Below are 25,104 nucleotides of genomic sequence, written 5' to 3'. Positions count from 1 at the left end.
TTATAGTTGAGCAAAAACATAAAAACACTCAATAACTAATCTAATAATACATTAATTCAATAAAAATTATCTCAACCTGCCCCCCAAAAGGTAATGATTGAAATAAAACACTAAATTATTCATTATTAAATTAGCAACAAATCTTTATTGGCTACTTTTTAAGGTGCTGAATACTTTTTCCCACATATCAGTGCTTTGTTGTTTGTACTTAAGTGCATTAGTCAAAAGAGCTTGCTGTCGTGTATCCTTACTTTTTAAGCATCCTATAAGTAATTTACTTAGCTCTTCTTTAGAAACCCCTGTATTTAATAGTAAATCTATAGATTCGTACTCATTAAATAGCTCTTGATATTTATGGCTCCATCCAGTAGCAATGCAAGGTATTGCCTGAGATAGCGCACTCACGCAGCCATGAAAGCGAGAACTAATTACTAATTTCCCCTGCCCTATTAGCGACTTAACTAAAATAGCATCTGAGGGCTCAACAATTTCACACTCTCTACTCAATCGCTCAATGATTTGTGAGCAAAGCAAAGCATCATCACTACCACTGTGATTTAAAATAATGACTTTTTCACCCTTCTCAAAAGCCTGTTCAATTAAATTCACAATGACTATTACATAATTTTCGCGCCACCATTTATCTTTATTCTTTTCGCTAAGCATCTTAGAGTTAGGTATTACAATAATAGAGTCTTTATATTGGCAGTACTGCGGTTGGTTTTCTGGCACTAATAAGTTAGTAAAATCTGGAGCCCGAAAAAGATTAGTATGCCCTTGTACTAAACTCACAATATGTTCATATGAAGGCATTTCACGAGCAAATACCAAACTTGCATTTGCAAATGCTTGCTGAGCATATTTTTTATTCTTAGGGAGAGTAAAAGGGCCTAAAGATTGCGGCATAAAAATATACTTTTTATCCAAGCGCTTCATTCTTGTCACTTCACATGCAACTTGCTGCATAATTAAATCAGACCACTGATCACCATAGCCAAAGCCAGAAGCATCAAGTATCACATCAACATCAGCCTCTGTAACAATACCAAATCTATTTTTAAAATAACGACGAATAAATGCCGGAAAAAAATAAAAAAGGCGATTTAAATCAAAAATGTTTTTTCGTAAATTTATTTTTTGATAAGCGCCTATAGCGGCTCTTTTTTTGTAAGGGGAGTTTGCATTATGCGCTAAGCAAATTTCGGAATGAGGAAAATGGAGGTTAAGCTGCTGCAAAATTGCGTGCAGCATGAGTTCAGCTCCTTTATTAACAAACTGTACGCCTTTTATTTCAATTAACATAAAAACTTCCATTTTTCCTACTAAAAACCGACAGCGAAGCATATACAGCTGTAATGCTCGTTTCAAGCTTTTACAGTCATTTTTTATGAGTTATAGTACCTTGTTTGTTAAATATCTTCACGAGTGGTCATGTCTACCTTTTCAGGTATAAAAAACAGCGCATTATTAATTGCAGAAAAGTGCATACTATTAGGCCTCAGCTTTTTTAATAGTGTGCTTTTAGCGCGTGTTGGCGGCCCTGAGGTTTTCGGCCAATACGCATATATACTTTCTATGGCCGGGCTATTTTTGCCATTAACCATTATGGGCCTTAATAATATAGTCACTAAATATATTGTTAAAAACCCAAATAATGCTCACTACTATCTCAAAAGCGCGATTATTATTCGCTTATATGGTGCCTTACTTGCAATTGCATTAGGGCTACTGCTTACACTTATTGTAAGTAACCCAAATAACACCTATATATTATTATTAATAACACTGCAGAGCTTTAGTGCTTTTTACGTTATAGAGTTTTTCTTTTTAGCCAAACAACAAGTTTCAGCATTATTAAAAGTTCGCCTAATTATATTACTCGTGCTTAACAGTTTAAAATGTATCGTTATTTTAAATGGCGCATCACTTAGTTTACTGATTATGCTGCAGGGCTTAGAGTATGTATTGATTGGCTCCAGTTATTTATTGACCTACGTAAAAGGAAAGAATCATCACTTTATCAAACGTAAAACATCCTCTCGTAGTTATATTGCATTAGCACAAAAAGGTAAATGGTTATTATTTTCAGGGGTAGCAGCAACAATATATTTAAAGATTGATCAAATCATGCTTGCTAATATTATAGGTATAAATGCTGTAGCCTATTATGCTGCTGCGGCTAAGTTATCTGAAGTGTGGTACGTATTTCCGGTACTCATTGCCAATGCTTTTACCGCACAACTAAGCCAATTAAAATTTACTAATTATTTAAAATATCAAAATTTATTAAAGCAACTTATAGTGGTACTGACACTGAGTGCGTTGATACTCAGTATTACAACCTACTTTATTGCACCAACCTTAATTTCGCTACTATACACTGACGAATATAGCGCAAGTGCAACAATACTTAGCATACATATATTTGCGAGTATTTTTATATTTCAACGGGCTATACTATCAAAATGGCTAATTATTGAAAAACTTTATAAATATAGCCTTATATCAAGTGTATGCGGCGCAATAACGAACATTGTATTAAATGCCGTTTTAATTCCTCAATATGGCGGAGTAGGAGCTGCGTGGGCTACTGTTATCTCTTACATGATAGCAAGTTATGGTTTTTTATTTTTCCATTCAAATACTAAGCGTTACGCCCAAATATTACATCAGGCTGTGTTAAACTTCCCTGCATTATTAAAACCCTTTATAAAGCAATTACGCTTATTAAAAAAATGACTTCATAATGAAACAAAATATAAAGCACCTCATTAATCGTTTAGGCTATGATGTAAAACTACATCGAGTAGGCAAAGCTCAGCAAAATCAAGCTAAATTTGCGTTTGTACATGTTCCTAAATCTGGAGGGATCTCCATTGATTTAGCAATGCGAGAACAACTTGCAAAGCCAGGTGAAGCCCGTTTCAGTCGTGAAGGTGCCATTGAAATGAGTTTGGCTACATTTGGGCAAAGCATAAACAATCTTGATAGTATTGCACAGTTTAGCGATCATCATGCGCAGCAATTAAATGGCTTGCTTGCTTATCACTTAGCGCAAAACTGGCAATATATAAGCGGTCATGTGAGCACAAATCAACATATTATTAAAAGCTTTGCACAGCAATATCACTTTATAACTGTATTGAGAGAGCCTGTTTCACGTTTTATTTCAAATTATATATATAACAAGCTAACTAACTCTCTACCGATTATGGCGCCTAACAACCTAAATAGCGATAATCTCATTGCAGAAGTAGACCACATTTTAGTTCACCGCAGAGGTTGGCAAATGGCCAATGTCATGAGTATGTGTATAACCGGCCGTTTTGCAAAAGATGTAGCTGATGCGCAAAAGATACAAAGTGAATTTGCAGATAATTTAGCAGCCTATAAAGTAGTCGGCTTCCTTGATAACTTAGATAGCTTTAGCAAACAAATTAAACAATTATCAAACAAGCAAATTAACATAGGCAACCACAATACCACCGACAGCTTTTTAGATGAGAAAAAACAACATGTAAAAAGCACGCTTCAAAACTACTTTAATGAGCCAAATGTCAAAGCCCAATTAGAACACCTATGCCGATTTGACATCGAAAATTATCAACGCGCAAAAGAAAAATATTCATAAACCCGTAGGCGTGAGGCTTGCCCGCGCAAAACGTGAGGCACAAGGTGAACTTCGCCCACGCGAATGTTAATCCCCCACATCATACCTGTATTTATCCTCTTTGCGCCAGCAAGCTTGGCGCCTACGGTGTTTAACCTCTTATCTTGACGACCGTAAATGCCAAAATCACAAATATATACAATGCCAATATGGGTAATCACCCACACGCTCAACTAACTTGGCTCTTAATGGGTTTGCCACTATGTACCTTGCTTGGTTTATTAAATCCTTATCGTTTTTTATAAGGTGATCATAAAAATTTGACTGCCATATTGCACCTTGGCAATTGTTTAATCGGTTGTATTTTAACGTTGTAATACTTTTAAACTGACCTACCACCACTGACAATGGCTTTGAACCTGTAAGTTTAAAAATCCAATGCAGGTGATCAGGCATAATCACATAGCATATTGTGGTAAGGTTTTGTGTAATTGAAAACTTATACAAAGTTTGCGCAATCAAATGCGAATTTTTAAAGTGAGTAAAAAGCGGCCTCCGTGATATACAACATATTGTCACGGCATAATAGTGATTCTCAATTGAGCAACGTCCTTTGCGCCTTTTATATGAATCAGCCATGATTATTCCTTTATATTAAACATAAAGAAACAATAGTGAATAATGCCATTTTTGTAAAAGAGCAAAAATGATCGCGTTCCACAAATACAAACGCCCCGTAGGCGTGAGGCTTGCCTGCGCGAATCGTGAGGCACACCCGCGCGATATGTTAAATCAACATATCAAAAAATTGTAAAGCTGCGCTTTAACAGGCCAGCAAGCTTATCTTCTGTTGCGCCAGCAAGCTCAGCGCCTACGTCATGGTGTATCCCCCACCCGTAGCGTGAGGCTTGCCCGCGCGAATTGTGAGGCACACCCGCGCGAATCGTGAGGCACACCCGCGCGAATCGTGAGGCACACCCGAAACATAAGATTCACCAGCGTAAAACGAGAGAAATAATTACAAGCTAAAAGAATTAACCAGACGTTGATATTCATCTTGTATTTCTTGGGTTACTTTTTCGTTACCGCTTACCGATAAGGTAATTACTTGGTTATTTTCTTTATCAAGCACCGCTAAGTTATGAATTACTTGCTTATTACCGCCATTGTCGCCGGTGAATACATATTCTATATTATCTAAAGGACCTTTATAGGCGGCATCATCCGCGCCCACTTTAGTAAATTGTATATCGGTTACACCCGCTTTTAGTAAGCCTTTAATACCACTATCAATAAACCCAGCCCATTCTTGTTGTGAGCCAGTGTAGCTGTGGCCTGTTAAGTGCTGACAAGTAACGTTTGAAGCTATGTATGCCCCTTTTTTAACTTGTTTAGCCACAAATTGGGTTATATCCATACTTACAGTAGGTGATGCTTGTATGGTTTGATTTTTTTGTTGTGGTTTTGATGCAAATTTAATATCAAATTGGCAGGCATTATTCGCGTCTGCTTCTTTTGCGCCAGCAAGCTTAGCGCCTACGGTGGTCGCGCCAGCAACGGGGGTTGTGTTTGCAGCGATGGCGGTGGTGCTTAATAAAGCGATGAATAAAAGGGAGTGTTTTAATTTCATAAATTCGCCTCTAAAAAATAACTGATTCATAAATACAAAAAACCCGGCCTAAGCCGGGTTTTTATCACAAAAGATTAAGTAAAACTAATTACTTAATACCTTTTTCTTGTGAAGTTACTAATGCTTGACGACCAGTTGGACCGTTGCTGAATGCATATGCATTAACATCACCATCGTTTGCGTCAATATTAAATGTAACACTTAACTTAGAACCAGCTGGTGCTTTAAGTGCATCCATAATGGCTACTTGAGTGTATTTAGTTACAGTATTGCCAGCAAGGTCAGTCATATTACCTGAGTATTTATTACCTTTTTGGTCAATCGCAGTTACAATAACATCAACAGCATCTTTGCTTTCATTGGCAAAATGAACTGAAGTTGAAAGACCGTCAAATCCTACTGGGAAGTAAGGAATGTTGATAATAGTTGCATCAAGAGCCCACTCACCAGCATTTGCATTAGTAAGAAGATTTGAAGGAGTAATTGAACCAGCGCCATCAAAGTCTACTTTAGCATTAACTACGAAATCAGTTGCTTTGATTTTTTCTGGAACTGCAAGACGAGTAGCATTGTTTAGGTTTAGTGTAAATGTACCAGCAAGACCATTAACAGCAGCACCACCAGTACCAGCTGCATCATCTGTCAAAGTAATTGTTGCAGACTTTTTATCGCCAGCAACAACTGCAGCAACGTCACCAACTAAAATATCACCAGAAGCAGCTGTAGCAGTTAAATCACCATCTACCATGTCAGAGAAATCACCAGTGATTACAAATGACGCGCTAACAGTAGTTGCAGAAGCAAGTGCGCCTACATAATCTTGACGATCTGTAACAGTGAAAACGATTGAATCTTCTTCGTTATCTGCAGCACCAGTACCAGCATCTGATTGACCAGAAATAAATTCGTCTTGATCTTCGCGCTCAATAACACCGTCAAGTAGTGTTTTAACTTCAGCTGCGTATTGAGATGCTAAACGTAAGAAAGTACCAGTATTATCACCAGCAGTGTCTTTGGCAGAACCATCTTGCCAAGATGCAGCAGAATAAGTCACTGTAGAGTTTGAAGTAGATGCTGTTGTTTTGAATAATCCAGCATCGGCAACGATTTCAAATGACTCGTCTAGTTCAATTGTGTAACCAGTTTTAATCTCTAAAACTACGATACCATTAGCAAGATCGCTATCAGCGGCTAAGTAATCAACTTCAAACGTAGCAGTACCAGTATCAATACCTAATTCACCGGCGTTAACTGTTGGAGCTTGGCCAACTTTAACATCGAAACCAGCACCTGTTAAATCAAAGCCAGCTCCGAAATCAAGAGTAATTTGATCACCAGCTTCAAGCTTTTGACGAACAATAGCACGAACACTTGGCTGACCTGTTACACCATTTACAGCAAAGCCTTCCGAAGAAGTAAGTTTTACTGCGTCAGATACGTCTGCAGCGTGTGCACCCATTGCACCAAAGATAGCCGTAGCTAGTAGTGCTTTTTTGAATAGTTTCATGAAACTGATGTATTGTTAATGAAGTCAACACATCAAGATTTTTTATTGTTCTGACTGGAGGTTTGTCAGATCAATGCAAATTTAAGGGGTTATATTACACATGTCAAGCGTTTAGCTATAAATCACACGTTTTGTGTATTTTATAATCTTATATTTATGACTACTGTAATAAAACTACTAGCAATTATTACATATTACTAACAGCCACCCAAGTTTTAAATTGTAACTAACCCCAAAATAGTCAAAGTTAATTAGCAGTTTGGTAAAAGTTTAAAAGTAACATAATCTATTAGTATGGCATTTTTATTACAATGCGCTATTCCTATAAAATATTACATAACTTATAGATTATATAGCGGCATAAATAGTAAAAACTTAAATAATAAAAATGTAATTAACAAGTTTACTTATAAACATTACGTACAGTTATAGTTAGTTTTACAGCTTTTTTAAACACGTTAACGTCACTTTTACTGAACATGGCCAAAATAGCCTGTTACTGGTAAATATTCAAGCAATTATTTTAAGTTACTGCTAAAAATACAACTATTAACGTTAACACTTTATTAAAAGCTGAGGTTTTCTAGTCCTTGTATAAAGCTTTGCTTAACGCGCTGCCAGTCGTCGGTGTTTTGTACTATTTTAGGGGTGACTAATATTACCAGCTCGGTTTTATCTGTTGAGCTACTGTCGCTTCTAAATAAATGCCCGAGTACCGGCAGTGAGCCAAAAAACGGCACTGATGACGCGCCATTAGATTTATTTTCACTAATTAAGCCGCCCAGCATCACGGTTTGGCCATTACCGGCTACTACCTCAGTGTTTAAGGTACGCTCAAAAAACGACGGATTGTCTGATGCGCCCGAGGTGTCAGACACATTCGATATACTTTGCTGTATAGTCATAATTACCGTGCCTTGGGCATTAATAGTGGGTGTTACGGTTAAATCAACGCCGGTTTGGCGGTATTCTATGGTGGTAGTTTCGCGCTCGCCGTTTAATGGGTCGCTAGTGGTGCTGCCAACAGTGGGTATATCATCCCCCACACTAATGCTGGCTGCTACGCCGTCGCGTACTAATAAAGTAGGGCGCGACAGCACATTAACCAAACCATCTGTTTGGCTTAAATTAACACTCACATTGCCTGGCAAGCCGACAATTGAATAATTAAACACCCCTTTGCCATCAGTGTTAAAACTAAATGCTTCTTTGCGCGTGCCTGCCGCACCGCTTTCAATAGCGTACTGCACCCCTTTTGAAAAGCTACCGGTAAGTTTAACTTCGGCTATTACCACTTCCATCATCACTTGTTTAGGCATAATATCGAGCTGATTAAGTATGGGTTGTAGCTCTTGGTAGTATTGGCCGCTAGAGTAAAATATTAAGGCATTGGCGCGCTCATCCACTACTAAACGAATACCATCACCCTCAATACTTTGTACGGTATTACTCTTATTTGATGATGGCTTAGGGGCGGTGTCGCCCGTTGCGGCGGTTGAAGGCGCTGCCTCAGTTTTACTTTTGTTACTCTTAAAGCTGCCACCCAATAAAGGTGCTAAGCTCTGACCTATATCTGATGCACGGGCAAATTTAGGGTGGTAAATATAAAAGCTCTGCTCGGCACCTGTGGCTGGCTTATCAAGCTGGTTTTGCCAGTATTCTACGCGGTCTATTATTTCATCTGCTGAGGCAAATACAACCACCTGCCCTAAATGCTCAATGGGAATAAAGTTTACACTCGACGACGTTGAACGCGTATTCGATACGGAGATCCCTTCTAGCTCAAGTAGCTCTTTAGCTTTGGTAATAAATGTTTGCGAGTCGATATAATTAAAGGTCATGAGCGCCAATGCTTTTTTATTCATAGCGGCGCTATCTATTAAATGAATTAAGCTTATTGCTCTTAATACTTGCTCACGCTTACCTTTTATAGTTACCAATCCTTGCGATGGATCTATACTAATTTGTGCATCAACCAACCCTGCTACTGCACTGCGCAGCCCTGTAGACACGCCATATTTAGTTGGTACTAATTGTATAATATCGCTGGCTACATTAGGTACTGAGCTGGCTTCACGGCCAAAACCAAAGGCAACGTCTGACTTACTGCCTTTTGGATCTTCAGGAAAAATATAAAAAATACCATCATTCAACGTAATCGTTACTTTATTTTGTACAAACACTTCTTGCACTAACTGAAATAAACGCTGTGCTGTTACCTGCTCTTTAAGCTCAAGGGTTACCGGTGTATTTTTAGCTTTTATAGAGGGCTCTATTAAATACGAAACCTCTAGTAGTTCACCTAATGCATAATGTATAAAATCATTGAGCGGTAGTGCATTAACCGATACCTGATACATCTTTTTATTATCAAACTGTTTAGATAGGTCAACTTCAAGTGTAAGTGACTGGCCGTTTTCTAACTTTTGAACCCGCTCAAACGTATTCTCTTTTTTGCTTGAAGATTGTACTTTGGGCTCATTATTATTACGCTCAACTTTAGTTGGCTCATTTAAATACGAGTCAGCAACGTTTACTTTTTTAACTTCTACGCTTTGCTCAGGATCAATTAAGGATGCGCAGCCTGTTGCCATTAGAGCAAAGCTGACGCTTAATACTGTGTTTATTTTAGCTTGTTTTATCATTTGACTGCCGTTGAAAAAGTTTAAATGTTTTAGTTTGCTCAGGCGTTGCAAGTGTGATTGAGCTGGTCGTTATTTTAATTAATGTAACATTGTTGCCAATTGTATCACCCTGCTTTACTTTTGAAAGCGCTTGCTGTTGGTCTTTAATTAAAACAAAGGTTTCGCCATTTTGATTAAATATGCCCATTAGCGTAAATACTTGGTTACCAATAGTGAGTGCATTTTCACTTTTAGGTTTAACTGTTTTGGGCTTGGCTGCGTCTTGCTTTTTTTGTGCTTGCTCATCTACCAAAGCTTGCCAATTTTGCTCTAATTTAGAAACCGCCAGAGTGTGAGCTGGTACTATAACTTTAGTTGTTTTCACTGTGTTATTGGTATTATTAGCTGCGCTACTGCCGGTTAATACTTGCGGTATAACTACGCACAAAAGTGCCAACACGCTTAGTGTTGCTATAAGTAAGTTCATGGTTGCTCCTGCGCAACGGTTGCTGAGGGCGCAGTATTATTCCACATAATAAGGTCGATATCGGCGCTAATGTTTTCATTTGGGTTACCCGTAAAACCGCGGCCATTATACGCGTACTCTTTAAACCTCACTGTTGGTTTTAGTAACTCAATGGCTTTACTGGCTTTTACTAAACACAAGGGCTGGCCATTAAAGCGAATACTTAACAGCCATTGCTCTAATAAGGGTGCAAGCTGCACTTTACCCTGCCATTCAACACGCTCCAAGTTACACTGTGCTTGTTTTAACGCCTGCTCTATGGATTGCTGCGCTTTTAATTTAAAATCGCTTTCGGTTGTTTGGTTAAACAAATAGGGCGTTATACTTTTTGCAGCTTCTTGAGCTTGTGTTAATTGTTGTTGTAGCTGTGTTTGTTGAGTAAGTAATGCAGTTAACTTATTTGCACGCACCGCGTTTAACGTTTTAGTTTGAGTAAGCTCTTTATAACTTACCCATAAAGGGTCGGTTACATATAAGCCAAACAATAACGCAGCAATAACAATAAAGTAGTGTTTATATTTTAGTAAATCACTTTTCATTGCCATGCTCCTGTGCGTTTAAGGTGATTTCAAGCGTAAATTTATCCTCACCTCGGTACTTTCTTACCCCACCTGAAAAAATAACACCCGCCACCATTGGCTGCTGGCTTACTGCATTAATCACTTTATTGGCGTTGGGTGCACTGCCCCTTATTTGTATTTGGCCATTTTGCTGGCTAAAAATATCGATATTCATCTCATTTTTTAGGGCACTATTTAGAATGTCCCAGTGTTGATACACTGTACTTTTACTACCAACATATTGGTTAAAAAGTGCTGTTTTGCTATTTAACGCATCAAGCTGATTTTTTTGAGTTAACACCTCATTAGCTTGCTGACTCTGCGCACTTACTTCTTGTTGTAAGTTATAAACGCTAAGCCATTGCCAACCCCACGCTAGTGCTATGTACAAAGTGATCGTTAATAATGGCGCTATATATAATAAATGCAGCTTTAATGGGTTACTTTGCTGTTGATAATTAAACCTGCAATGTTTTAATAGCTCAGGAAGTGATTTTTGGCTAAACATATTGGCTAAATAAGCTAAGTACTGTGGCGCTTCAACCTGCTCTGCAGGTGTCGTGTCGGCAATTCCGACACTGTGCTTATAGGTCACTAAGTTGTTAATTAAACCTCGTGCATACGCGCTGTGGCTAGTGTTTTTTGTTTGGCTAAAAAATAGTACGCCTGCAGGAGTAGCAAGCTGCTGTAAGCTTTTTTCAGTGTGGTGGTTATACAACAGCGCAGTTTCAGGAATAAGCAGCCAGGCTTTTGCAAGTTGCTCGGTGTTGTGAGTAAACTTTATGGTCGTTACATCAAAGCCATCTATATCTTTATTAGGTTCAATAGTGGTAATAGGCTTTAGGGTATTTGCTTGCTCGCCTTTAATTTTTAATAAGCTCTTTAATTCAGTTAAGCTCAGTGCGGGGTAGCTTTGCTGCTCAATTGAGTAATGTTTGCGAGCTACAATAACAATTTTAGGTGTGTTTGATAAAGCCGTTTCAAATAATGCATTAAATTCCCCGTTAGCAAAATACGCTACAGATTTATTGAGCATTTTATTTAAAGGTTTTAATTTTTTAAACGTACTTATATTCAATTTTTATTCCAGCTTATTTGAGAAAACACCATCGGCTTTGTATAAGATTGCGGCGTGGCATCGAGTATGTATGCCTTAGTTAACTGTGCACCTTTGTAAGTAATTCGCAATTGTACCTTTATTTTGCTGCCCGTAGCAAAGGTAATATATTCACCGCTTTCTACACCTGTTAGCTTAAAAAACTGGTAGCCATTGAGGTTGCCCTGCTCTCGTAGTTGTAATACTTTTTGGACACTGTTTTTATCGTTTACAAACGCATTGAGTATTTTTTGCGGGGCATTTAAGGGATTAAAACCTGCCACAATCTCTGTGGTAAAGTATTTACTTAACAATGGTGTTGATATGCTCTCTCCGCCACGAATTAAGTTAACCTCAGAGGGGTCTTGCAAAAAGCCATTGCGCGCAACGTAGCGTTTTTTTTGCTGTTGATAATAGCTCGATTCAGCGCCATTTAACCGGCTTAAGTCGTTTTTATCTTTCCAGTCAGCAAGAGAGTCTACAAATTCACGGGCGCTTACTTCGTCTATGTCTAGCTGTAATAATACATTTTTGAGTAAGGTTGCGTCACTAATATTTAGCCCCATTAAGGCACTTAAATCCGTAAGGGTTATATAGGCATTGTCGTTTAATTGAAACTCTTTGCCATAAAAATTCCATTTACTCGTAATGTTGTTTGCGGCTAATTTATTTGAGTATTTTTTGTTACTTAATAACGCCTCAAGTAAATCGGCTTCTGTTTTTTCAAGCTCAAGGCGCATTAAAAATTTATTTTGAATGCTGGTTGTTATATTTACCTGCTCGCGCACTGATTGATTAATGTATAACCCAAGCAGCGATAGTACAAAGGTAATAATTAACACCTGAATAAGCGCTATGCCACGTTGGCTCATTATACATCCTCTCGCAAGTAATAAATTAAGTTTGAGTATGAGCTGGTTACTAAATCAATTTGTATTTGTGTTTCTTGATCGTTGTTATTTTTTATATACACAGAAATTTTGCTGGGCATAATACGATTTTGCAGTAAATGCTGAGCATACCACCTTTGCAAAATAGGTTTACTGCCAAGCTCAAATGTATCACTACCTGCGTTGCCTTTTACTGCGTTTGAGAGAGTTTCCCAGCCGTAGTACTGAAATGTTAATTGTTGTATGTCGTCAATTAATACTTTACTGGTTTGCCATTCTATTTCTCTTGGTACTTGCATAAGCGGCTGATTTTTTAAAGATAGCTCCCTATACACAAGCTGCGACTTTCCCTGTTGATCAACTTGCAAAGAAAATGACACAAGAGCGCTACCCGATGAGAAAATGGGTGAGTTGCTAACCAAGATTAATGATTGTTGCGAGCCATTAAACAAAACAGCATACTTATCATTTTGGTTTTTAACTATATATACACTAGCAGCTTCGAGCACTCGCGACATAGCCTCAAGGCCAAGGGAGTTTTTATTTAATTGCCAAAATACCTCGGTGCGTTTTTGCCATTTATCTGTATAGAGGCTATAGGCAAAATAGCCTGAAAACATCACCATTGATAATAATGCGGTGGCAATCATTAACTCGATTAATGAAAACCCCTGCTGCTTTTTAATTACCATGCGACTGTCTCAAATTGAAAGCTTTTGCCTCTACTTATAAGCTCTACGGTTACCAAAAAACGTGCAAAGCGTGGTTCTGGCGGAATAACATCGTCTATATCCATTGGCGGGGCTATTGCTTTGGTTTTTTGAGCCTGCCAAGTATATACCTGACCGCTAGTTTCTACTTCGCCGTTGAGCTCGGTATTTTTATTGCGTTTATAGCGCTCTCTTAATTGCGATTTAATGGTGGTGATTACCAGCTCTGATTGCTGATAATACTGTGCGGTTGTAGCCGCTTTGTCTGCCGATAAACTACTAGCGCTAAATAGTTGCGCAGTAATAGCCAGCGATGAAAATAAAATAACCGCCGCTATTAACACCTCAATTAAGGTAAAACCCTTATTCGCTTTCATAGTTTTCAAACACACTTTGAATAGTAAATTCTTGAATGGTGTTATTCCATAACACTTTATATTTAGTAGGCGTTACCGATGAGTTGGTAGAAATAATGTAATCATTAGGCGAAAACACCAGTTGCTCAAAATCAATATTTGTTTGCTGATTGTTTTCTATAATAGTTATAGTGCTTGCTTGCATCCTCAAACTTATTGGGTAACCGTTATAATAAGCATGATACCCTAGCCTCTTAAAAAGCTGTCTTACTTTTTGCAACTCTACCTGACGCGTTTGCTGTTCAACCGTTTTAGTTACTAAACCGCCTGTTAAACCCATTACAATTGACATTATGGCCATAACGACCATAAGTTCCATGAGTGAAAAACCACTGTGCTTGTTAAAACGGAACATCGTTTATCGATACCATACTCATTAACATAGTAATAACTATACCGCCAACAAAGCCTCCCATGAAGATTAGCATGATAGGCTCTAATAAAGTGGTAAACTTTTTAATCACACTTTCTAAATCATCTTTACTGCGGTTGGCTATTTCAGTAAATACCCGTGGTAGTCGCCCTGTTTCTTCCCCTACTTTAATTATTGATAAGAAAAAGTCTGGAAATATGCGGGTTTTAGCTAATACGTTACTTAGTTGCTTGCCCGATTTAAGTTGTTTAAGTGCTAATTTTGCATCACGCTTTAGCTCTGGATGCTTTAACGTGTCGGCGGTTAACGCAAGTGTTGTATCGAGTTGTAAGCCTGCCTCTAGCATCATAGCCATAGACTGCGAAAAACGAATTCGCTCAGCGGTTAAAATGATTTTTCCTACGCCAGGTAAATGCGACACTTTAATATAAAACCAATTTTTAACGGCTGGTTTTTTTAAGGCATACACTAAGCTGACAATACCTGTAAGCAGGCCACCAATTATAAGTAGTTGGTAATTAACAAAGAAATTACTTACATTGATGATCATTTGAGTATACCAAGGCGCCTGACTTAGGTCGGTAAAAATACCCGACATTTTTGGCACTATAAAAGTAAGTACAAAATATACAGCCATAATACAAACAAAAAATATTACGCCTGGGTAAGTAAGGGCGGTACTAATTTGTGTGCGTAAGTCTTTTTGAAACTTTAAATCACTCGACAAGCGATTAAGTACTTCAGGTAAGTTACCTGAGTTTTCACCTATTTTTAATAAACTTATATACAAGGGCCCAAACAACGCTTCATGCTCTGCAAAAGCTTCACTTAATGAGGCCCCTTTTTTTAGTGCTGCTGATATTTGGCTTAATAAACGGCTTAATGCTGGGTGAGCATTTGCTTGTTTTATAATATCAATACCACGGTCGACTCTGATCCCGCTTTCGAGCAATAACGCCAGCTCGCTGGTAAAAAACTCGAGTTGATCAAGATTAACTTTTTGACCAAACAAATCAGCCAAACTGTTTTGTTGAGCTATTGGCACAATTGAAAGGGCATTGAGCCCTTGCTCTAATAACTTTTGTTGTGCTTGTGCTTTATTTTGCGCAGTAATAGCGCCTTGATGGCGCGCCCCTTGAGCATCGATTGCTTTATACTCAAATTCCATTAGCCGGCTACTCTAAGTACTTCATCTATCGTTGTTACACCGGTTACAACTTTAAATAAACCATCTTGCATTAGGTTTCTGCGTTTTAAACTTTCGTTATGAGCTTGTGCTTTAGTAATAAACTGGTCGTTTTTGGGGGTTTGTTTAATTGTATCGTCACAACGCAAGTATTCATTTATTGCAATTCTCCCTTTAAAACCCGAGCCATTACATTTATCGCAACCCACTGCTTGCTGAATGTTAAGTTCTTTAATACCTGCATTAGTTGCTACTTGCTCTAAAGGGTACTGAGTTAATAACTCTTCTATGTTATCAGCCGGCTTTGAACAATGGTGGCATAAACGCCTTGCTAAACGTTGTGCAACTACTGAAACCAATGCCGCATTGAGTAAAAACTCTTCAACGCCTAAATCCAGTAAACGCGTATAAGCACTTGCAGCATCGTTAGTGTGCACGGTACTAAATACTAAATGCCCTGTAAGTGCTGACTGCAAAGCTATACGTGCTGTTTCGGCATCACGTATCTCACCCACCATTATTATATCCGGATCTTGACGTACAATTGAGCGCAGGCCTGCTGCAAAGTCAAAGCCTATGTCGGTGTTTACTTGTACTTGGTTTACACCTTCTAATTGATACTCTACTGGATCTTCTAGGGTAATTATTTTTACGTCAGGACGATTTAGCTCATTTAAAAATGTGTATAAGGTAGTCGTTTTACCTGACCCTGTTGGACCTGTTAATAAAATTACGCCGGTGGTTTTAACTAAATCTTGCTGTATGAGCTCTTGAGTATCACCAGATAAGCCCAAAACTGACATGTCGTAGCGTATTGACTCTTTTAATAAGAAACGCAATACAATGCTTTCGCCATCATTTAACGGTAGGGCTGATACACGTATATCAAGCTCTTGGTTGGCAATTCGCATTTCTATTTTGCCATCTTGCGGACGGCGTTTTTCAGCAATATCCATTCCTGAAAGAATTTTTAATCGCGTTGTAATTGGCAGCTGCATTTTTGGTGCAAGTTTTTCTACTTCATGTAATACGCCGTCAATTCGATAACGTACTCTAAAACGCCCGGCATGCGGCTCTAAGTGCATATCGGATGCACCGCGCGCTAATGCTTTGGTAATTAATGAATTGAGTAAATTAACTGTAGGTGCTTCAGAGGCCAGCTCTCGTAATCTGGCCTCTTCATCACCTGTTAACTCGTCTTCATCAGCTTGATTTTCTGAATTGCTTTGTATTTCATAAAAAAAACTTTGTAATTGTGCTTCTGTGGCAACGGAAATAGTGACATCAACATTTAGCTGTTGCACATATTGAGCTAACGCTAGCGAAAGCGGATCTTTACAAGCTAAATGCCAGTTGCTTTGAGCAACTTCAACTAATAAACAATCAAGTGATTTTAAGCGCAGCATTACCTCAAGCGTTGCCTCTTCGGGCATGCTCCAATTAGGGAAGTTTTGCGGTTGAAATAAAGGATAATTAAGCAAATGACTATAAAGTGGTGCTAAATCATCCTCCGTTAAACAACCCATATTAACCAAAATTTGCTCTAGTCGACCGTCATAACGACTTTGATATAGCTTGGCTTTATCAAGATCACCTTGAGTAATTTTAAATTCTGAAGTTAATAACTGCGCTAAATCGATCATTTATGAATTACATCCGCATTTTCGTCAGTACCACCTGGTTGACCATCTAAACCATAACTCATAATTGTATATAAATTGCCATTATCGCCAGGTGTTTTGTATATGTATGCCTTACCCCAAGGATCTAGAGGTATATCTTTAGGTAAGTACGGACCATCCCAACTTGGTGAGTCGCTTTTTCTAAGAGCCTCTAATGTAGGTGGCACTGTTCCAGTATCTAAACGATAAGTATCAATTGCAGTTTCAAACATTTGCATTTGTGCGATGGCTGTTTTAATTTTAGAAGAGCTCACTTTAGAAAATAATTTAGGAGCAATTAATGAACCTAGTAAACCTAAAATAATAAGTACAATCATTAGCTCCATTAAGCTAAAGCCTTTATTCTTTTTCATTTCATACTCCAATAATTTATATCTTTGAATTGTATCAATTGAGGTTTTTAGTGTCGATAATGCGGTTTAAAGCCTTTTTATAACATCCTCAGGTAGCTTTTTTTCTGAATAAGCGATATGTCCCGAGTCGTCAGGGTAACCTACTGCTATGAACATGACTACGCGTTTATACTCGGGTAAACCTAAAAGTTTACTTACTCTTTTATCGAGAGTGTGAAGTTCAGGCCAATTTATAGGACAACTCGCTAAGTCTAAAGTTTCAAGCGCAAGCATAAATTGCATACTCGCTAATGAGCCATCAATATAAATGACATGCCTGTCCCTTGCTTCTGGGTAGTATGATAAATCACCAACCACAGCCATTAAACAAGGTATATTTTCTGCGAAACCAGCAGTACCACCAGGCAACTTAACTAGTTGAGATAACAGTGGCTGACTTTCTATTTTATAAAACTCATAGGGTTGCCTATTACATGCGCTAGGTGCTTGTAAAGCTGCAGCTACTGCTTGAGTGACTTTCTCATCTTCTATCGGTTTGTTTAAAAACCAGCGATTTGAGCGCCTTGCTAAACACAAATCCATCAGCTGATTGTAACTCACAGTGTGCTTGGCTTTGTTAGCCTGTAAGTATGGAATCTTCTCTTTGATAGGCTCATGGTTATTCGGCGTTATTTGTACATAGACTTTATATGCATAAGCAATATCGGGGTGACTGCGATTTACAACACTAAAATACTTCTCAAAAACAGATTCAGCCCATGCTAACTCACATTGGCTGAAACCTTTATTGCTAAAAACGTCTTTATAAACGAGTACTGTTTCTAGTAAATAATCTAAAGCGAAAACGTCTCTGCGCGGGCGCATTATTAAACCTTTTTCAAGGCGGTGTATGTTCCTTCGTAGTAATGCACTGCTATTTCCATGCACACCACGATTTTTTTTATAAGCACGCTGAGCCATTAAAATAGCTCTGTGCTCATAATAAAAGTCTCTTGAAAAAAAAGTAAAGTATAAGCTTGAGATAAAACCATTGCCAGAACATAAAGGAGACACTATGTTCTGGCAGGTTTTTATAAGCCGCTTTATTTTCTGTATTAAGTAATGTTTCATTATAATTTAGCTAATTAGCTCACTTTACAGTGAACTAACCGCGGCAAGAGCTACACCCATTTGGTAAAGGATTTGTGTTGCTGTGCTCCACAAGGTTAGGTTATCAACATGCTCTGTATCCAGTGGTACAACAACAGTATCACCCGGCTCTAACAACTCGGAGCGGTCAACACCAAACCAAGAATTATTGCTTGGTATTTTAACTAGGCCACTTGCTTTGATAATGTAAACACGATCTTCGTCTGCACGCTGCTTAAAGCCACCACTTCTACCGATGTAATCATCAACCGATAGACCAGAGTCAAATAAATGTGAGCTTGAGAAGTTAACTTCACCAACAACATTTATACTATTTTGTTTACTAGGAATATAAAGTGTATCGCTATTTTCCAGAGGTATATCTAACTTACCATCTACAATTGCAGGTAAGTCTATTACTAAACGCCCTACCGCTTTCACTTTTGCCAAATCATTGATTAGGTTGTTCATATCCTCGTAAGTTAATGAGGAGTCAGTAATTGAACTATTAAAACTTTTAGATGTAATATCCCGACGTAAGTCATCAGAAAGCTTGTTAAGTTGCTGCTGTTGTTGGAATCGGAGGTTTTCACGTGTAAACACCGCGCCCTCAGGGTACGAAAATTCAGTAAACCCACCGGCTCGATTAATAACATCTCGTAAACTTTCACCTTTACGAATATCATATTCACCAGGGAATTTCACTTCTCCGTATAAACTAACTTTTAAACCTTTTTGCCAGTTAGGTATTGGGTATATGTTAATGGAGTCTTTACTTAGAATAGTAAATTTATCATCAGTTGGATTCGCCGCGGATTTTTCAAGATTAACGTTAACATGCTGCAAAGTCGCTGAGCTTGTAGAAGAGAACCGTGTTATTTCGGCACTTTCAAGAAAAGCCGACTCTTTTAATCCACCTGCAGATGCAATCGCTTTTTGTAAGTTTGCATTGACTGGTTTAGGGTAAATACCTTCATGGTAAACTTCGCCTCTAATCGCATAAATTTGAAGCTTATTTTTATAACCAGATTGCTGATTCAACTTTGCTAGAATCGGCTTTAAAAGCCTTTCACGGCTGAAGTAGGCATATTCTTCTTCCTCGAGCTCTACCTTCTCATTTAATATTTCTGTTATTGCGGTTACTCTTTGCTCTTTTTCTGCTTCTAATTGCTTTTCGACCTGCTTCGCTAACTCTTTATCTAAAGAGTCCTCCAAATCTATAAACTCATAGAATTGCTTCTGTTCGTATTCACTCCATAAATTCATGCGCTCTCTGAGCTGAATTTGCTCTTTTGTAAGCGCAAGTGAATTGAGCGCTATTTCTTCATCTTCTTTTGATTGAAAACGACTAAATACGATAACTTTATCGCGTGCTTTTAGCTCAATATTTTCTTTAGGTTCATTAGAAATAGCTTTGATTGGTGAGAACTGATGAACTTCGATATCACCTTTTACGTTTATCTCTCTTATTAAAAGTGCATATTCATAATCAGCAATTGGTAATAAGTCACTTTTAATTGATGAAAATAATCGACTTACTTTATCACCAGGTTTCCAAGAGTAATTACCAGGGTATGTAACAGCACCCAGTAATGTTACTGCATCATTTAGTTCTTCACTTGATGAAGGCACTTTTATTTTATCACCATTTTTTGCAGTATAAGAAGTATCCTGATCTGTTAGATCTACTTGCAAAATAGTTTTAAAACTATTTCCTGTATATCGTTCGACAACCGTTTTTTGCGGATAAGCGGCACCATTAAAACCACCTGCCATGGTAATTAAATCTTGAATTGATTCATTCTTTTTTAATTCAAATATTGCAGGCCTTCTAACTTCGCCATCCACTGTTATTTGCTTGCCAACTGTAGGAATAAAAACAACGTCACCTGGTTTTAAGATCACATCATCTGAACTATCGCCTCGAATTAGTAAATCATATAGGTCAAGCGTTTGAATTGTTTTACCTGCTCGTTTTAACTGAATATTACGCAAAGAACCAATTTCAGAGATACCACCACTTACAAATAAAGCATGAGAAATAGATGAAAGCGCAGGCACAGTGTAAGCACCTGACTGATAAGCCTCACCTAAAACCATCACCCTAATACTTCGCGTCTCTCCCATAGAAATAAATGCTTGTGTGCCAATCATTTCTTTTTCTACTTTAGTTTTTATAAGCTTAACAACCTCATTATACTGCATCCCTGAAACAGCCACAGGCTGTAATTTATCAATTGTTAAGCGTCCTTCTCTGTCTACTTCAACCTCTTCACTAGATGACTCTTTGCCATACAAATTTATAGTGAATGTATCGCCAGGGCCCACAATATAGCTGTCAGGTACTAAAGCATTTTCAGAGGGAGTAAACGTAGTTGGTTCGCCAGAGAAAAGTTCATAACCAAATGGCTTAGGCTCGTCAGAAACAGGCTTAAACTTTTCTTCATCAGTTTGAAATTCCTCATCGTCGATTTTAGTTTTGCTATTTCGAGGAAGAACTGACGGCGTTATAAGTTTCTTGTCGGTATTTGTATCTTTTGACTTTTCTAAAGCGCTTAAATCTATGCCATACTTTTTAGCAAGTGCTTGCTGTTGAGACTCTGGCAACTTTTTAAATTGCTCTAATTGTTGCTCTGTTGGTTGAGCACTTTCTTCAGCTTTTAACACTGATGTAGACGTTAAAACACCGAAAAGCAGTATCGCCGAAAAATATTTACTTAACTTCACAAAGTTTCCCTTCAGTAAAAAGATAAAAGTACAGATATTCGCGGAATACTACACCATTTTATAAATAAAAAAAATGGGTAAGCTCGCTTACCCATCTTATTGCCTGAAATAGCTTTTAAAAGCTGTAAACAAGTGTTAACGAGGTCTCTGTATCAGTTGCTTCTTTGTCATCAGCCACGTCTGAGTTGTTGGTTATATTGTAGGCCACTTTCATTTGTAGTGAGCCATTAATTTTAGTCAGAAGAGCGGTTTCTGAGCGAGTTTTAGTATTGGTATCACCGTATTCCACCGATACTAACTGAGTAAAACGCGCGTTGTCTGAAATTCTCCAGCTAAAATCTACTTTACCTAAGGCAATCACTTCGCCTTCGTATTCACCCGCTAATGAGTTGCCGTTTTCATCAACCTCTTCGCTAATATCTGGGTATTTAAAATACTTATAACCCGGACCAATTTCAGCGTTTAGTTTCATGTTTGACTCGTTTAATAAACGTAAACCATAACCCGCTGAAATAACCGACTCGCTTCGGTATGCGCCAAAGTAATCAGATACGTGCGACCCATAAATAAATAAATGAGCATGCTTTTCGTTTAATTTGTAATTACCCTGCGCTGAAATAGAGTACTTTTCGTTAGTACGCTGTTTTTCTTTTGTGCCAGCGTCGTTTTCTACTTCATCTTCTTTATAGATGCCGTCTAGCTTATACTCGTTATTCCAACTTTCTAAGTTATGCAATACTTTAATACCGCCTTTTAAGGTCGTTGTTTCGGTATTACCGCTGGTAATGATAGCGCCCACTTCACTGGTTACTTCCCAGGTTTTTTGTTCTTCTTCTGATGCAAATGCACTAGTTGTAGCTGAGGCTGCTACTAAAATTGATAAAAGCTTAAGTTTCATTAAAAAATAACCCTGTAAAAAATATTCATGCTCTTTAAAGCAACGCGCACGTTAGCAAACCTAACGTGAGCATTACCTTAATAACTTTTTAAAAAATTAGTCTTGCTTGTGTAAATGCACATCCATTTGTGGAAATGGAATAGTAATGTCGGCGTCGTCTAACGCTATTTTAATGTTTTCCATTAACGACCAGTATGTTGGCCAGTAATCTTCTGAGTTAACCCAAGGGCGTACGATAAAGTTAACACTTGAATCGGCAAGCTCAGAAACCGATACGTTGTATGCAGGATCTTTTAAAATACGTGATTCGTTATCTAGTACTGATTTAAGTACTTCTTTTGCTTTACGTAAATCGGCGTCGTAGCCAACACCAATCACAAGATCAACGCGACGCGTTGCTTCGCGCGAGTAGTTAATGATTGCATCTGACATTATTTTTGAATTGGGCATTACAATAACTTTGTTGTCAGGAGTGCGCATTTCAGTAGAAAATATTTCAATTTTTTTAATCGTACCGGCTTTACCGCCAGCTTCAACGTAGTCACCAGATTTAAATGGGCGTAGTAAAATAATGAGCACACCAGATGCAAAGTTAGATAGCGACCCTTGCAGTGCTAAGCCAACCGCTAAACCTGCGGCACCTAAAATAGCAATAAATGACGTGGTTTCGATACCAATTTGTGACAGCGCCATTAAAATAGTGGCTGCAAATACAATGGCGTACACAATACTAGATACAAACGATGAAACCGCTACATCTACTTTCTTCTTGTCGAATGCTTTAGCGGTTAAATTTGCACAAAACTTGGCAATTCGACCACCGAGTAAAAATATAACAAGCGCTATAACTGCTTGAATACCATAGTGTAAGATTAAGCCTGAATTTTCATTCAGCCAATTGAGTATTGAATCCATATTAACTCCTGATAGCGTTATTAAGCAGTTTAGCGGTATTGTTTGTAGTATTGTAAATCTTTAATAGGTGTTTGCAACAACGTTTTACTAAGGGGTTAGGGGTTCGGGCTGCCCGTTGCCCGTTGCCCGTTGCCCGTTGCCCGTTGCCCGTTGCCCGTTGCCCGTTGCCCGTTGCCCGTTGCCAATAGCTTAAATATAGAATACTTATAATAAGTTTAAATTTTTTTGATTTTTTGCTTCACAAGCATGGGGATATTATGTATTATGCGCGCCACACCAAACAAGGTGTATGTAGTGGCGGTTGTAGCTCAGTTGGTAGAGCCCCGGATTGTGATTCCGGTTGTCGCGGGTTCGAGCCCCGTCAATCGCCCCACTATTTTCTAAACTTCCTCAGTAATGTTCAAAGTTAGCTTCTTAATTATACCTGGCCTTCATAAAACCAAACCTAAAACAAATAATACTAACTCGTCTATTTGCGTAATCTTATTCACATTTTTACTTCTCGTTTGCTTGTATCCTTTAATTCATACTTTTATAAAACTTTGATGCGACATGAAGTCACTGCTAAAGAAATATTACAAATAACACCAGTAGTAGCAGGTTTTCCCCGCACCACACAGCCCGTTGCCCGTATTTGACGCTTTAGGCGCGCTGAGAACATGTTATATTCTCAGCGCCTCATACACTTGGGTATTTGCTGCCCTTGCTTAAGTTGTTAACCTACTTTAAAAGAAAGACCTAGTGACGCTAATGCTTTAGAGTGTTTTTCAATCGCATCAGACTCTGTACCTACACTGTGCGCTTGGGCTAAGTTTTCTGACGAAGCGGTACTAATATTTGAAATATTACGGCTGATTTCTTGTGATACCATGCTTTGCTCTTCTGCTGCGGTTGATATTTGTGTTGCTAAATCAGAAATATCAGTAATTGCAGCATATACTTTTGAGACGATATCTTGGCTATTGCGGGTTTCTTTAACACAAGTCTCTGCCGCGTTTTTACCCGCTTCCATTGTTTTTGACCAATTGAGTAACGTAGATTGCATTTCAGATATAGAGACTTGAATTTGCTCTGTAGCAGTATGCGTTCTACTTGAGAGTGCTCGCACTTCATCAGCAACAACCGAGAACCCTCGACCATGCTCACCAGCACGCGCAGCTTCTATAGCCGCATTAAGTGCAAGTAAATTTGTTTGATCGGCAATCCCTTGTATCTCTTGCATTATGCCACCAATTTTTTCAGCCTCTGTTGCTAGCCCGCTCGCTGAACTTGCCGAGTTATCCACCTCGTTGGCGAGTAACGATACTTCACGCATGGTGCCTGACATTGCTTGCGTTGCGCTTTCGCAGTCTTGGTGAGCTTGCTGAACACGCTGGTTGGTTACTAAGGTATTTTTAGCAACCTCATCAATTGAATGTACCATTTCTTCAACCGCTGACGACACTTGATGTAATTCTGATGCTTCTTTTTCAACACCGGCCTGCGCAGCTTCAGCACAAGTTTTAAGAGAATCAGCACCTTTACTAAGGCTTAAAGTACCATCAATAATACGGCCAACAATGGTCGTTACTTTACCCTCAAGTAATTTAATCTGAAAATCACTGTAGCTGAGGCTACCGCTACCAGAATAAATATGCCGAGATACGCTATCTGGACCTGCTTTGGTTTTTTTGATTGCGCTTTGCGAGCGAATTAATTCTTCGTAAAAAATAACAAAAGGCAGAGGAACAAACAGCAAACATAACCAGAACATATAGCTTGTTAACCAAGCAATTAAAGCTGCACAGCCAATAAATAGAGGAAGCTTAAATGCAGCTAATTTTTCACTTAAAGGCGTAATTGATTGACCATTATTTAAACGTTGGTAAAGCTTTTCTGCGCGGTTTTTATATTCTGGAAGGAGTTGCTGGCGAACCGATTGATAACCTACTTTTTTACCGTTTTCGTAAATAGGGGTTACAAAGGCATCAACCCAATAATAACGCCCATCTTTACATCTATTTTTTACCGCTCCTCGCCAAGCGGTATCGCTTTTTAAATTGAACCACATATCACCAAATGCCGCTGGCGGCATATCAGGATGTCGAACCATGTTATGGTTTTTCCCTGTCAATTCATTAATGGTGTACCCTGAAACTTTACAAAAGTTATCATTTGCATAGGTGATAACGCCTCGTAAATCTGTTGTAGAAACTAACTCTTCGTCAATGCCGAACGAAACTTCCTGGTCTACCGTTGCTTGATTTCTTCTACTCATAGTGGGTGCTTTATTA

The 25,104-nt window shown here is 38.4% G+C and carries 22 protein-coding genes and 1 tRNA gene; 3 read left to right on the top strand and 20 right to left on the bottom strand.

Features of this window, described 5'->3' with window-relative positions:
* Nucleotides 1-144: 144 nt before the first annotated feature.
* Nucleotides 145-1,302 carry a polysaccharide pyruvyl transferase family protein gene (locus tag AC0VZ5_RS02365; RefSeq protein ID WP_475474076.1) on the bottom strand — a complete coding sequence of 386 codons (1,158 nt, stop codon included), beginning with the start codon at nucleotides 1,300-1,302 and terminating at the stop codon, nucleotides 145-147.
* Between the two features lie 129 nt (nucleotides 1,303-1,431).
* Here AC0VZ5_RS02365 and AC0VZ5_RS02360 point away from each other — a divergent pair, with 129 nt between their 5' ends.
* Complete coding sequence (locus AC0VZ5_RS02360; protein WP_475474074.1) at nucleotides 1,432-2,739, top strand: flippase; 1,308 nt, start codon at nucleotides 1,432-1,434, stop codon at nucleotides 2,737-2,739.
* A 7-nt stretch (nucleotides 2,740-2,746) separates the two neighbouring features.
* Complete coding sequence (locus tag AC0VZ5_RS02355; protein WP_475474073.1) at nucleotides 2,747-3,631, top strand: sulfotransferase family 2 domain-containing protein; 885 nt, start codon at nucleotides 2,747-2,749, stop codon at nucleotides 3,629-3,631.
* A gap of 165 nt (nucleotides 3,632-3,796) precedes the next feature.
* On the opposite strand, the gene AC0VZ5_RS02350 is transcribed toward AC0VZ5_RS02355, so the two are convergent.
* The 18 genes from AC0VZ5_RS02350 to AC0VZ5_RS02265 form a co-directional block, all read right to left on the bottom strand.
* Nucleotides 3,797-4,249 (bottom strand): REP-associated tyrosine transposase, encoded by a 453-nt coding sequence (locus AC0VZ5_RS02350; protein WP_475474071.1) that lies wholly within the window; start codon nucleotides 4,247-4,249, stop codon nucleotides 3,797-3,799.
* Nucleotides 4,250-4,628: 379 nt separating this feature from the next.
* On the bottom strand, nucleotides 4,629-5,240 hold the full coding sequence (locus AC0VZ5_RS02345; RefSeq protein WP_475474069.1) for a hypothetical protein: 612 nt from the start codon (nucleotides 5,238-5,240) through the stop codon (nucleotides 4,629-4,631).
* 88 nt (nucleotides 5,241-5,328) lie between these two features.
* Entirely contained in the window at nucleotides 5,329-6,747 is a 1,419-nt protein-coding gene (locus tag AC0VZ5_RS02340; protein ID WP_475474067.1) for a hypothetical protein, read from the bottom strand.
* Nucleotides 6,748-7,313: 566 nt separating this feature from the next.
* Nucleotides 7,314-9,392: a secretin N-terminal domain-containing protein gene (locus tag AC0VZ5_RS02335; protein ID WP_475474065.1), complete on the bottom strand. Its 2,079-nt coding sequence runs from the start codon at nucleotides 9,390-9,392 to the stop codon at nucleotides 7,314-7,316.
* Nucleotides 9,376-9,858 (bottom strand): pilus assembly protein PilP, encoded by a 483-nt coding sequence (locus AC0VZ5_RS02330; protein ID WP_475474063.1) that lies wholly within the window; start codon nucleotides 9,856-9,858, stop codon nucleotides 9,376-9,378. The genes AC0VZ5_RS02335 and AC0VZ5_RS02330 overlap by 17 nt, the downstream gene beginning before the upstream one ends.
* The gene (locus AC0VZ5_RS02325) at nucleotides 9,855-10,436 is read right to left on the bottom strand and encodes a hypothetical protein (protein ID WP_475474061.1); all 582 of its coding nucleotides are present in this window, start codon (nucleotides 10,434-10,436) and stop codon (nucleotides 9,855-9,857) included. The genes AC0VZ5_RS02330 and AC0VZ5_RS02325 overlap by 4 nt, the downstream gene beginning before the upstream one ends.
* On the bottom strand, nucleotides 10,426-11,535 hold the full coding sequence (locus AC0VZ5_RS02320; protein ID WP_475474059.1) for a hypothetical protein: 1,110 nt from the start codon (nucleotides 11,533-11,535) through the stop codon (nucleotides 10,426-10,428). The genes AC0VZ5_RS02325 and AC0VZ5_RS02320 overlap by 11 nt, the downstream gene beginning before the upstream one ends.
* A complete protein-coding gene (locus AC0VZ5_RS02315) occupies nucleotides 11,532-12,425 on the bottom strand; it encodes a type II secretion system minor pseudopilin (RefSeq protein WP_475474057.1) in 894 nt (297 codons plus the stop codon). The genes AC0VZ5_RS02320 and AC0VZ5_RS02315 overlap by 4 nt, the downstream gene beginning before the upstream one ends.
* A complete protein-coding gene (locus AC0VZ5_RS02310) occupies nucleotides 12,425-13,135 on the bottom strand; it encodes a prepilin-type N-terminal cleavage/methylation domain-containing protein (RefSeq protein WP_475474055.1) in 711 nt (236 codons plus the stop codon). Before AC0VZ5_RS02310 ends, AC0VZ5_RS02315 begins: the two co-directional genes overlap by 1 nt.
* Complete coding sequence (locus tag AC0VZ5_RS02305) at nucleotides 13,129-13,530, bottom strand: PilW family protein (protein WP_475474053.1); 402 nt, start codon at nucleotides 13,528-13,530, stop codon at nucleotides 13,129-13,131. The genes AC0VZ5_RS02310 and AC0VZ5_RS02305 overlap by 7 nt, the downstream gene beginning before the upstream one ends.
* Nucleotides 13,517-13,924, bottom strand: a complete 408-nt coding sequence (locus tag AC0VZ5_RS02300) for a type II secretion system protein (protein ID WP_475474051.1) — start codon at nucleotides 13,922-13,924, stop codon at nucleotides 13,517-13,519. Before AC0VZ5_RS02300 ends, AC0VZ5_RS02305 begins: the two co-directional genes overlap by 14 nt.
* On the bottom strand, nucleotides 13,911-15,110 hold the full coding sequence (locus AC0VZ5_RS02295; RefSeq protein ID WP_475474049.1) for a type II secretion system F family protein: 1,200 nt from the start codon (nucleotides 15,108-15,110) through the stop codon (nucleotides 13,911-13,913). The genes AC0VZ5_RS02300 and AC0VZ5_RS02295 overlap by 14 nt, the downstream gene beginning before the upstream one ends.
* Nucleotides 15,110-16,771, bottom strand: a complete 1,662-nt coding sequence (locus tag AC0VZ5_RS02290) for a GspE/PulE family protein (RefSeq protein WP_475474047.1) — start codon at nucleotides 16,769-16,771, stop codon at nucleotides 15,110-15,112. The genes AC0VZ5_RS02295 and AC0VZ5_RS02290 overlap by 1 nt, the downstream gene beginning before the upstream one ends.
* Nucleotides 16,768-17,163 (bottom strand): type II secretion system major pseudopilin GspG, encoded by a 396-nt coding sequence (gspG, locus tag AC0VZ5_RS02285; protein WP_138570734.1) that lies wholly within the window; start codon nucleotides 17,161-17,163, stop codon nucleotides 16,768-16,770. The genes AC0VZ5_RS02290 and gspG overlap by 4 nt, the downstream gene beginning before the upstream one ends.
* 66 nt (nucleotides 17,164-17,229) lie before the next feature.
* Nucleotides 17,230-18,027: a nitroreductase family protein gene (locus tag AC0VZ5_RS02280; protein WP_475474045.1), complete on the bottom strand. Its 798-nt coding sequence runs from the start codon at nucleotides 18,025-18,027 to the stop codon at nucleotides 17,230-17,232.
* 270 nt (nucleotides 18,028-18,297) lie between these two features.
* Nucleotides 18,298-21,018, bottom strand: a complete 2,721-nt coding sequence (locus tag AC0VZ5_RS02275; RefSeq protein WP_475474043.1) for an SLBB domain-containing protein — start codon at nucleotides 21,016-21,018, stop codon at nucleotides 18,298-18,300.
* A 115-nt stretch (nucleotides 21,019-21,133) separates the two neighbouring features.
* Nucleotides 21,134-21,916: a DUF481 domain-containing protein gene (locus tag AC0VZ5_RS02270; protein WP_475474041.1), complete on the bottom strand. Its 783-nt coding sequence runs from the start codon at nucleotides 21,914-21,916 to the stop codon at nucleotides 21,134-21,136.
* Nucleotides 21,917-22,012: 96 nt separating this feature from the next.
* Nucleotides 22,013-22,831, bottom strand: a complete 819-nt coding sequence (locus tag AC0VZ5_RS02265) for a mechanosensitive ion channel family protein (RefSeq protein WP_010390598.1) — start codon at nucleotides 22,829-22,831, stop codon at nucleotides 22,013-22,015.
* Nucleotides 22,832-23,128: 297 nt separating this feature from the next.
* Here AC0VZ5_RS02265 and AC0VZ5_RS02260 point away from each other — a divergent pair.
* A tRNA-His gene (locus tag AC0VZ5_RS02260) sits at nucleotides 23,129-23,204 on the top strand.
* A 342-nt stretch (nucleotides 23,205-23,546) separates the two neighbouring features.
* Here the strand turns inward: AC0VZ5_RS02260 and AC0VZ5_RS02255 are convergent.
* Nucleotides 23,547-25,088, bottom strand: a complete 1,542-nt coding sequence (locus AC0VZ5_RS02255; RefSeq protein ID WP_475474039.1) for a methyl-accepting chemotaxis protein — start codon at nucleotides 25,086-25,088, stop codon at nucleotides 23,547-23,549.
* Nucleotides 25,089-25,104: the final 16 nt, after the last annotated feature.

This window comes from Pseudoalteromonas sp. QJM3NY_12, from assembly GCF_056173165.1.
The sequence above is the reverse complement of the archived record's forward strand: the minus strand, read 5'-3'. Positions and strand labels throughout refer to the sequence as shown.

Bases quoted from the DNA above. Each gene is read 5' to 3' on its own strand.
- AC0VZ5_RS02365 (WP_475474076.1), bottom strand. From the start codon at position 1,302: ATGTTAATTGAAATAAAAGGCGTACAGTTTGTTAATAAAGGAGCTGAA.
- AC0VZ5_RS02360 (WP_475474074.1), top strand. From the start codon at position 1,432: ATGTCTACCTTTTCAGGTATAAAAAACAGCGCATTATTAATTGCAGAA.
- AC0VZ5_RS02355 (WP_475474073.1), top strand. From the start codon at position 2,747: ATGAAACAAAATATAAAGCACCTCATTAATCGTTTAGGCTATGATGTA.
- AC0VZ5_RS02350 (WP_475474071.1), bottom strand. From the start codon at position 4,249: ATGGCTGATTCATATAAAAGGCGCAAAGGACGTTGCTCAATTGAGAAT.
- AC0VZ5_RS02345 (WP_475474069.1), bottom strand. From the start codon at position 5,240: ATGAAATTAAAACACTCCCTTTTATTCATCGCTTTATTAAGCACCACC.
- AC0VZ5_RS02340 (WP_475474067.1), bottom strand. From the start codon at position 6,747: ATGAAACTATTCAAAAAAGCACTACTAGCTACGGCTATCTTTGGTGCA.
- AC0VZ5_RS02335 (WP_475474065.1), bottom strand. From the start codon at position 9,392: ATGATAAAACAAGCTAAAATAAACACAGTATTAAGCGTCAGCTTTGCT.
- AC0VZ5_RS02330 (WP_475474063.1), bottom strand. From the start codon at position 9,858: ATGAACTTACTTATAGCAACACTAAGCGTGTTGGCACTTTTGTGCGTA.
- AC0VZ5_RS02325 (WP_475474061.1), bottom strand. From the start codon at position 10,436: ATGAAAAGTGATTTACTAAAATATAAACACTACTTTATTGTTATTGCT.
- AC0VZ5_RS02315 (WP_475474057.1), bottom strand. From the start codon at position 12,425: ATGAGCCAACGTGGCATAGCGCTTATTCAGGTGTTAATTATTACCTTT.
- AC0VZ5_RS02310 (WP_475474055.1), bottom strand. From the start codon at position 13,135: ATGGTAATTAAAAAGCAGCAGGGGTTTTCATTAATCGAGTTAATGATT.
- AC0VZ5_RS02305 (WP_475474053.1), bottom strand. From the start codon at position 13,530: ATGAAAGCGAATAAGGGTTTTACCTTAATTGAGGTGTTAATAGCGGCG.
- AC0VZ5_RS02300 (WP_475474051.1), bottom strand. From the start codon at position 13,924: ATGTTCCGTTTTAACAAGCACAGTGGTTTTTCACTCATGGAACTTATG.
- AC0VZ5_RS02295 (WP_475474049.1), bottom strand. From the start codon at position 15,110: ATGGAATTTGAGTATAAAGCAATCGATGCTCAAGGGGCGCGCCATCAA.
- AC0VZ5_RS02290 (WP_475474047.1), bottom strand. From the start codon at position 16,771: ATGATCGATTTAGCGCAGTTATTAACTTCAGAATTTAAAATTACTCAA.
- gspG (WP_138570734.1), bottom strand. From the start codon at position 17,163: ATGAAAAAGAATAAAGGCTTTAGCTTAATGGAGCTAATGATTGTACTT.
- AC0VZ5_RS02280 (WP_475474045.1), bottom strand. From the start codon at position 18,027: ATGCGCCCGCGCAGAGACGTTTTCGCTTTAGATTATTTACTAGAAACA.
- AC0VZ5_RS02270 (WP_475474041.1), bottom strand. From the start codon at position 21,916: ATGAAACTTAAGCTTTTATCAATTTTAGTAGCAGCCTCAGCTACAACT.
- AC0VZ5_RS02265 (WP_010390598.1), bottom strand. From the start codon at position 22,831: ATGGATTCAATACTCAATTGGCTGAATGAAAATTCAGGCTTAATCTTA.
- AC0VZ5_RS02255 (WP_475474039.1), bottom strand. From the start codon at position 25,088: ATGAGTAGAAGAAATCAAGCAACGGTAGACCAGGAAGTTTCGTTCGGC.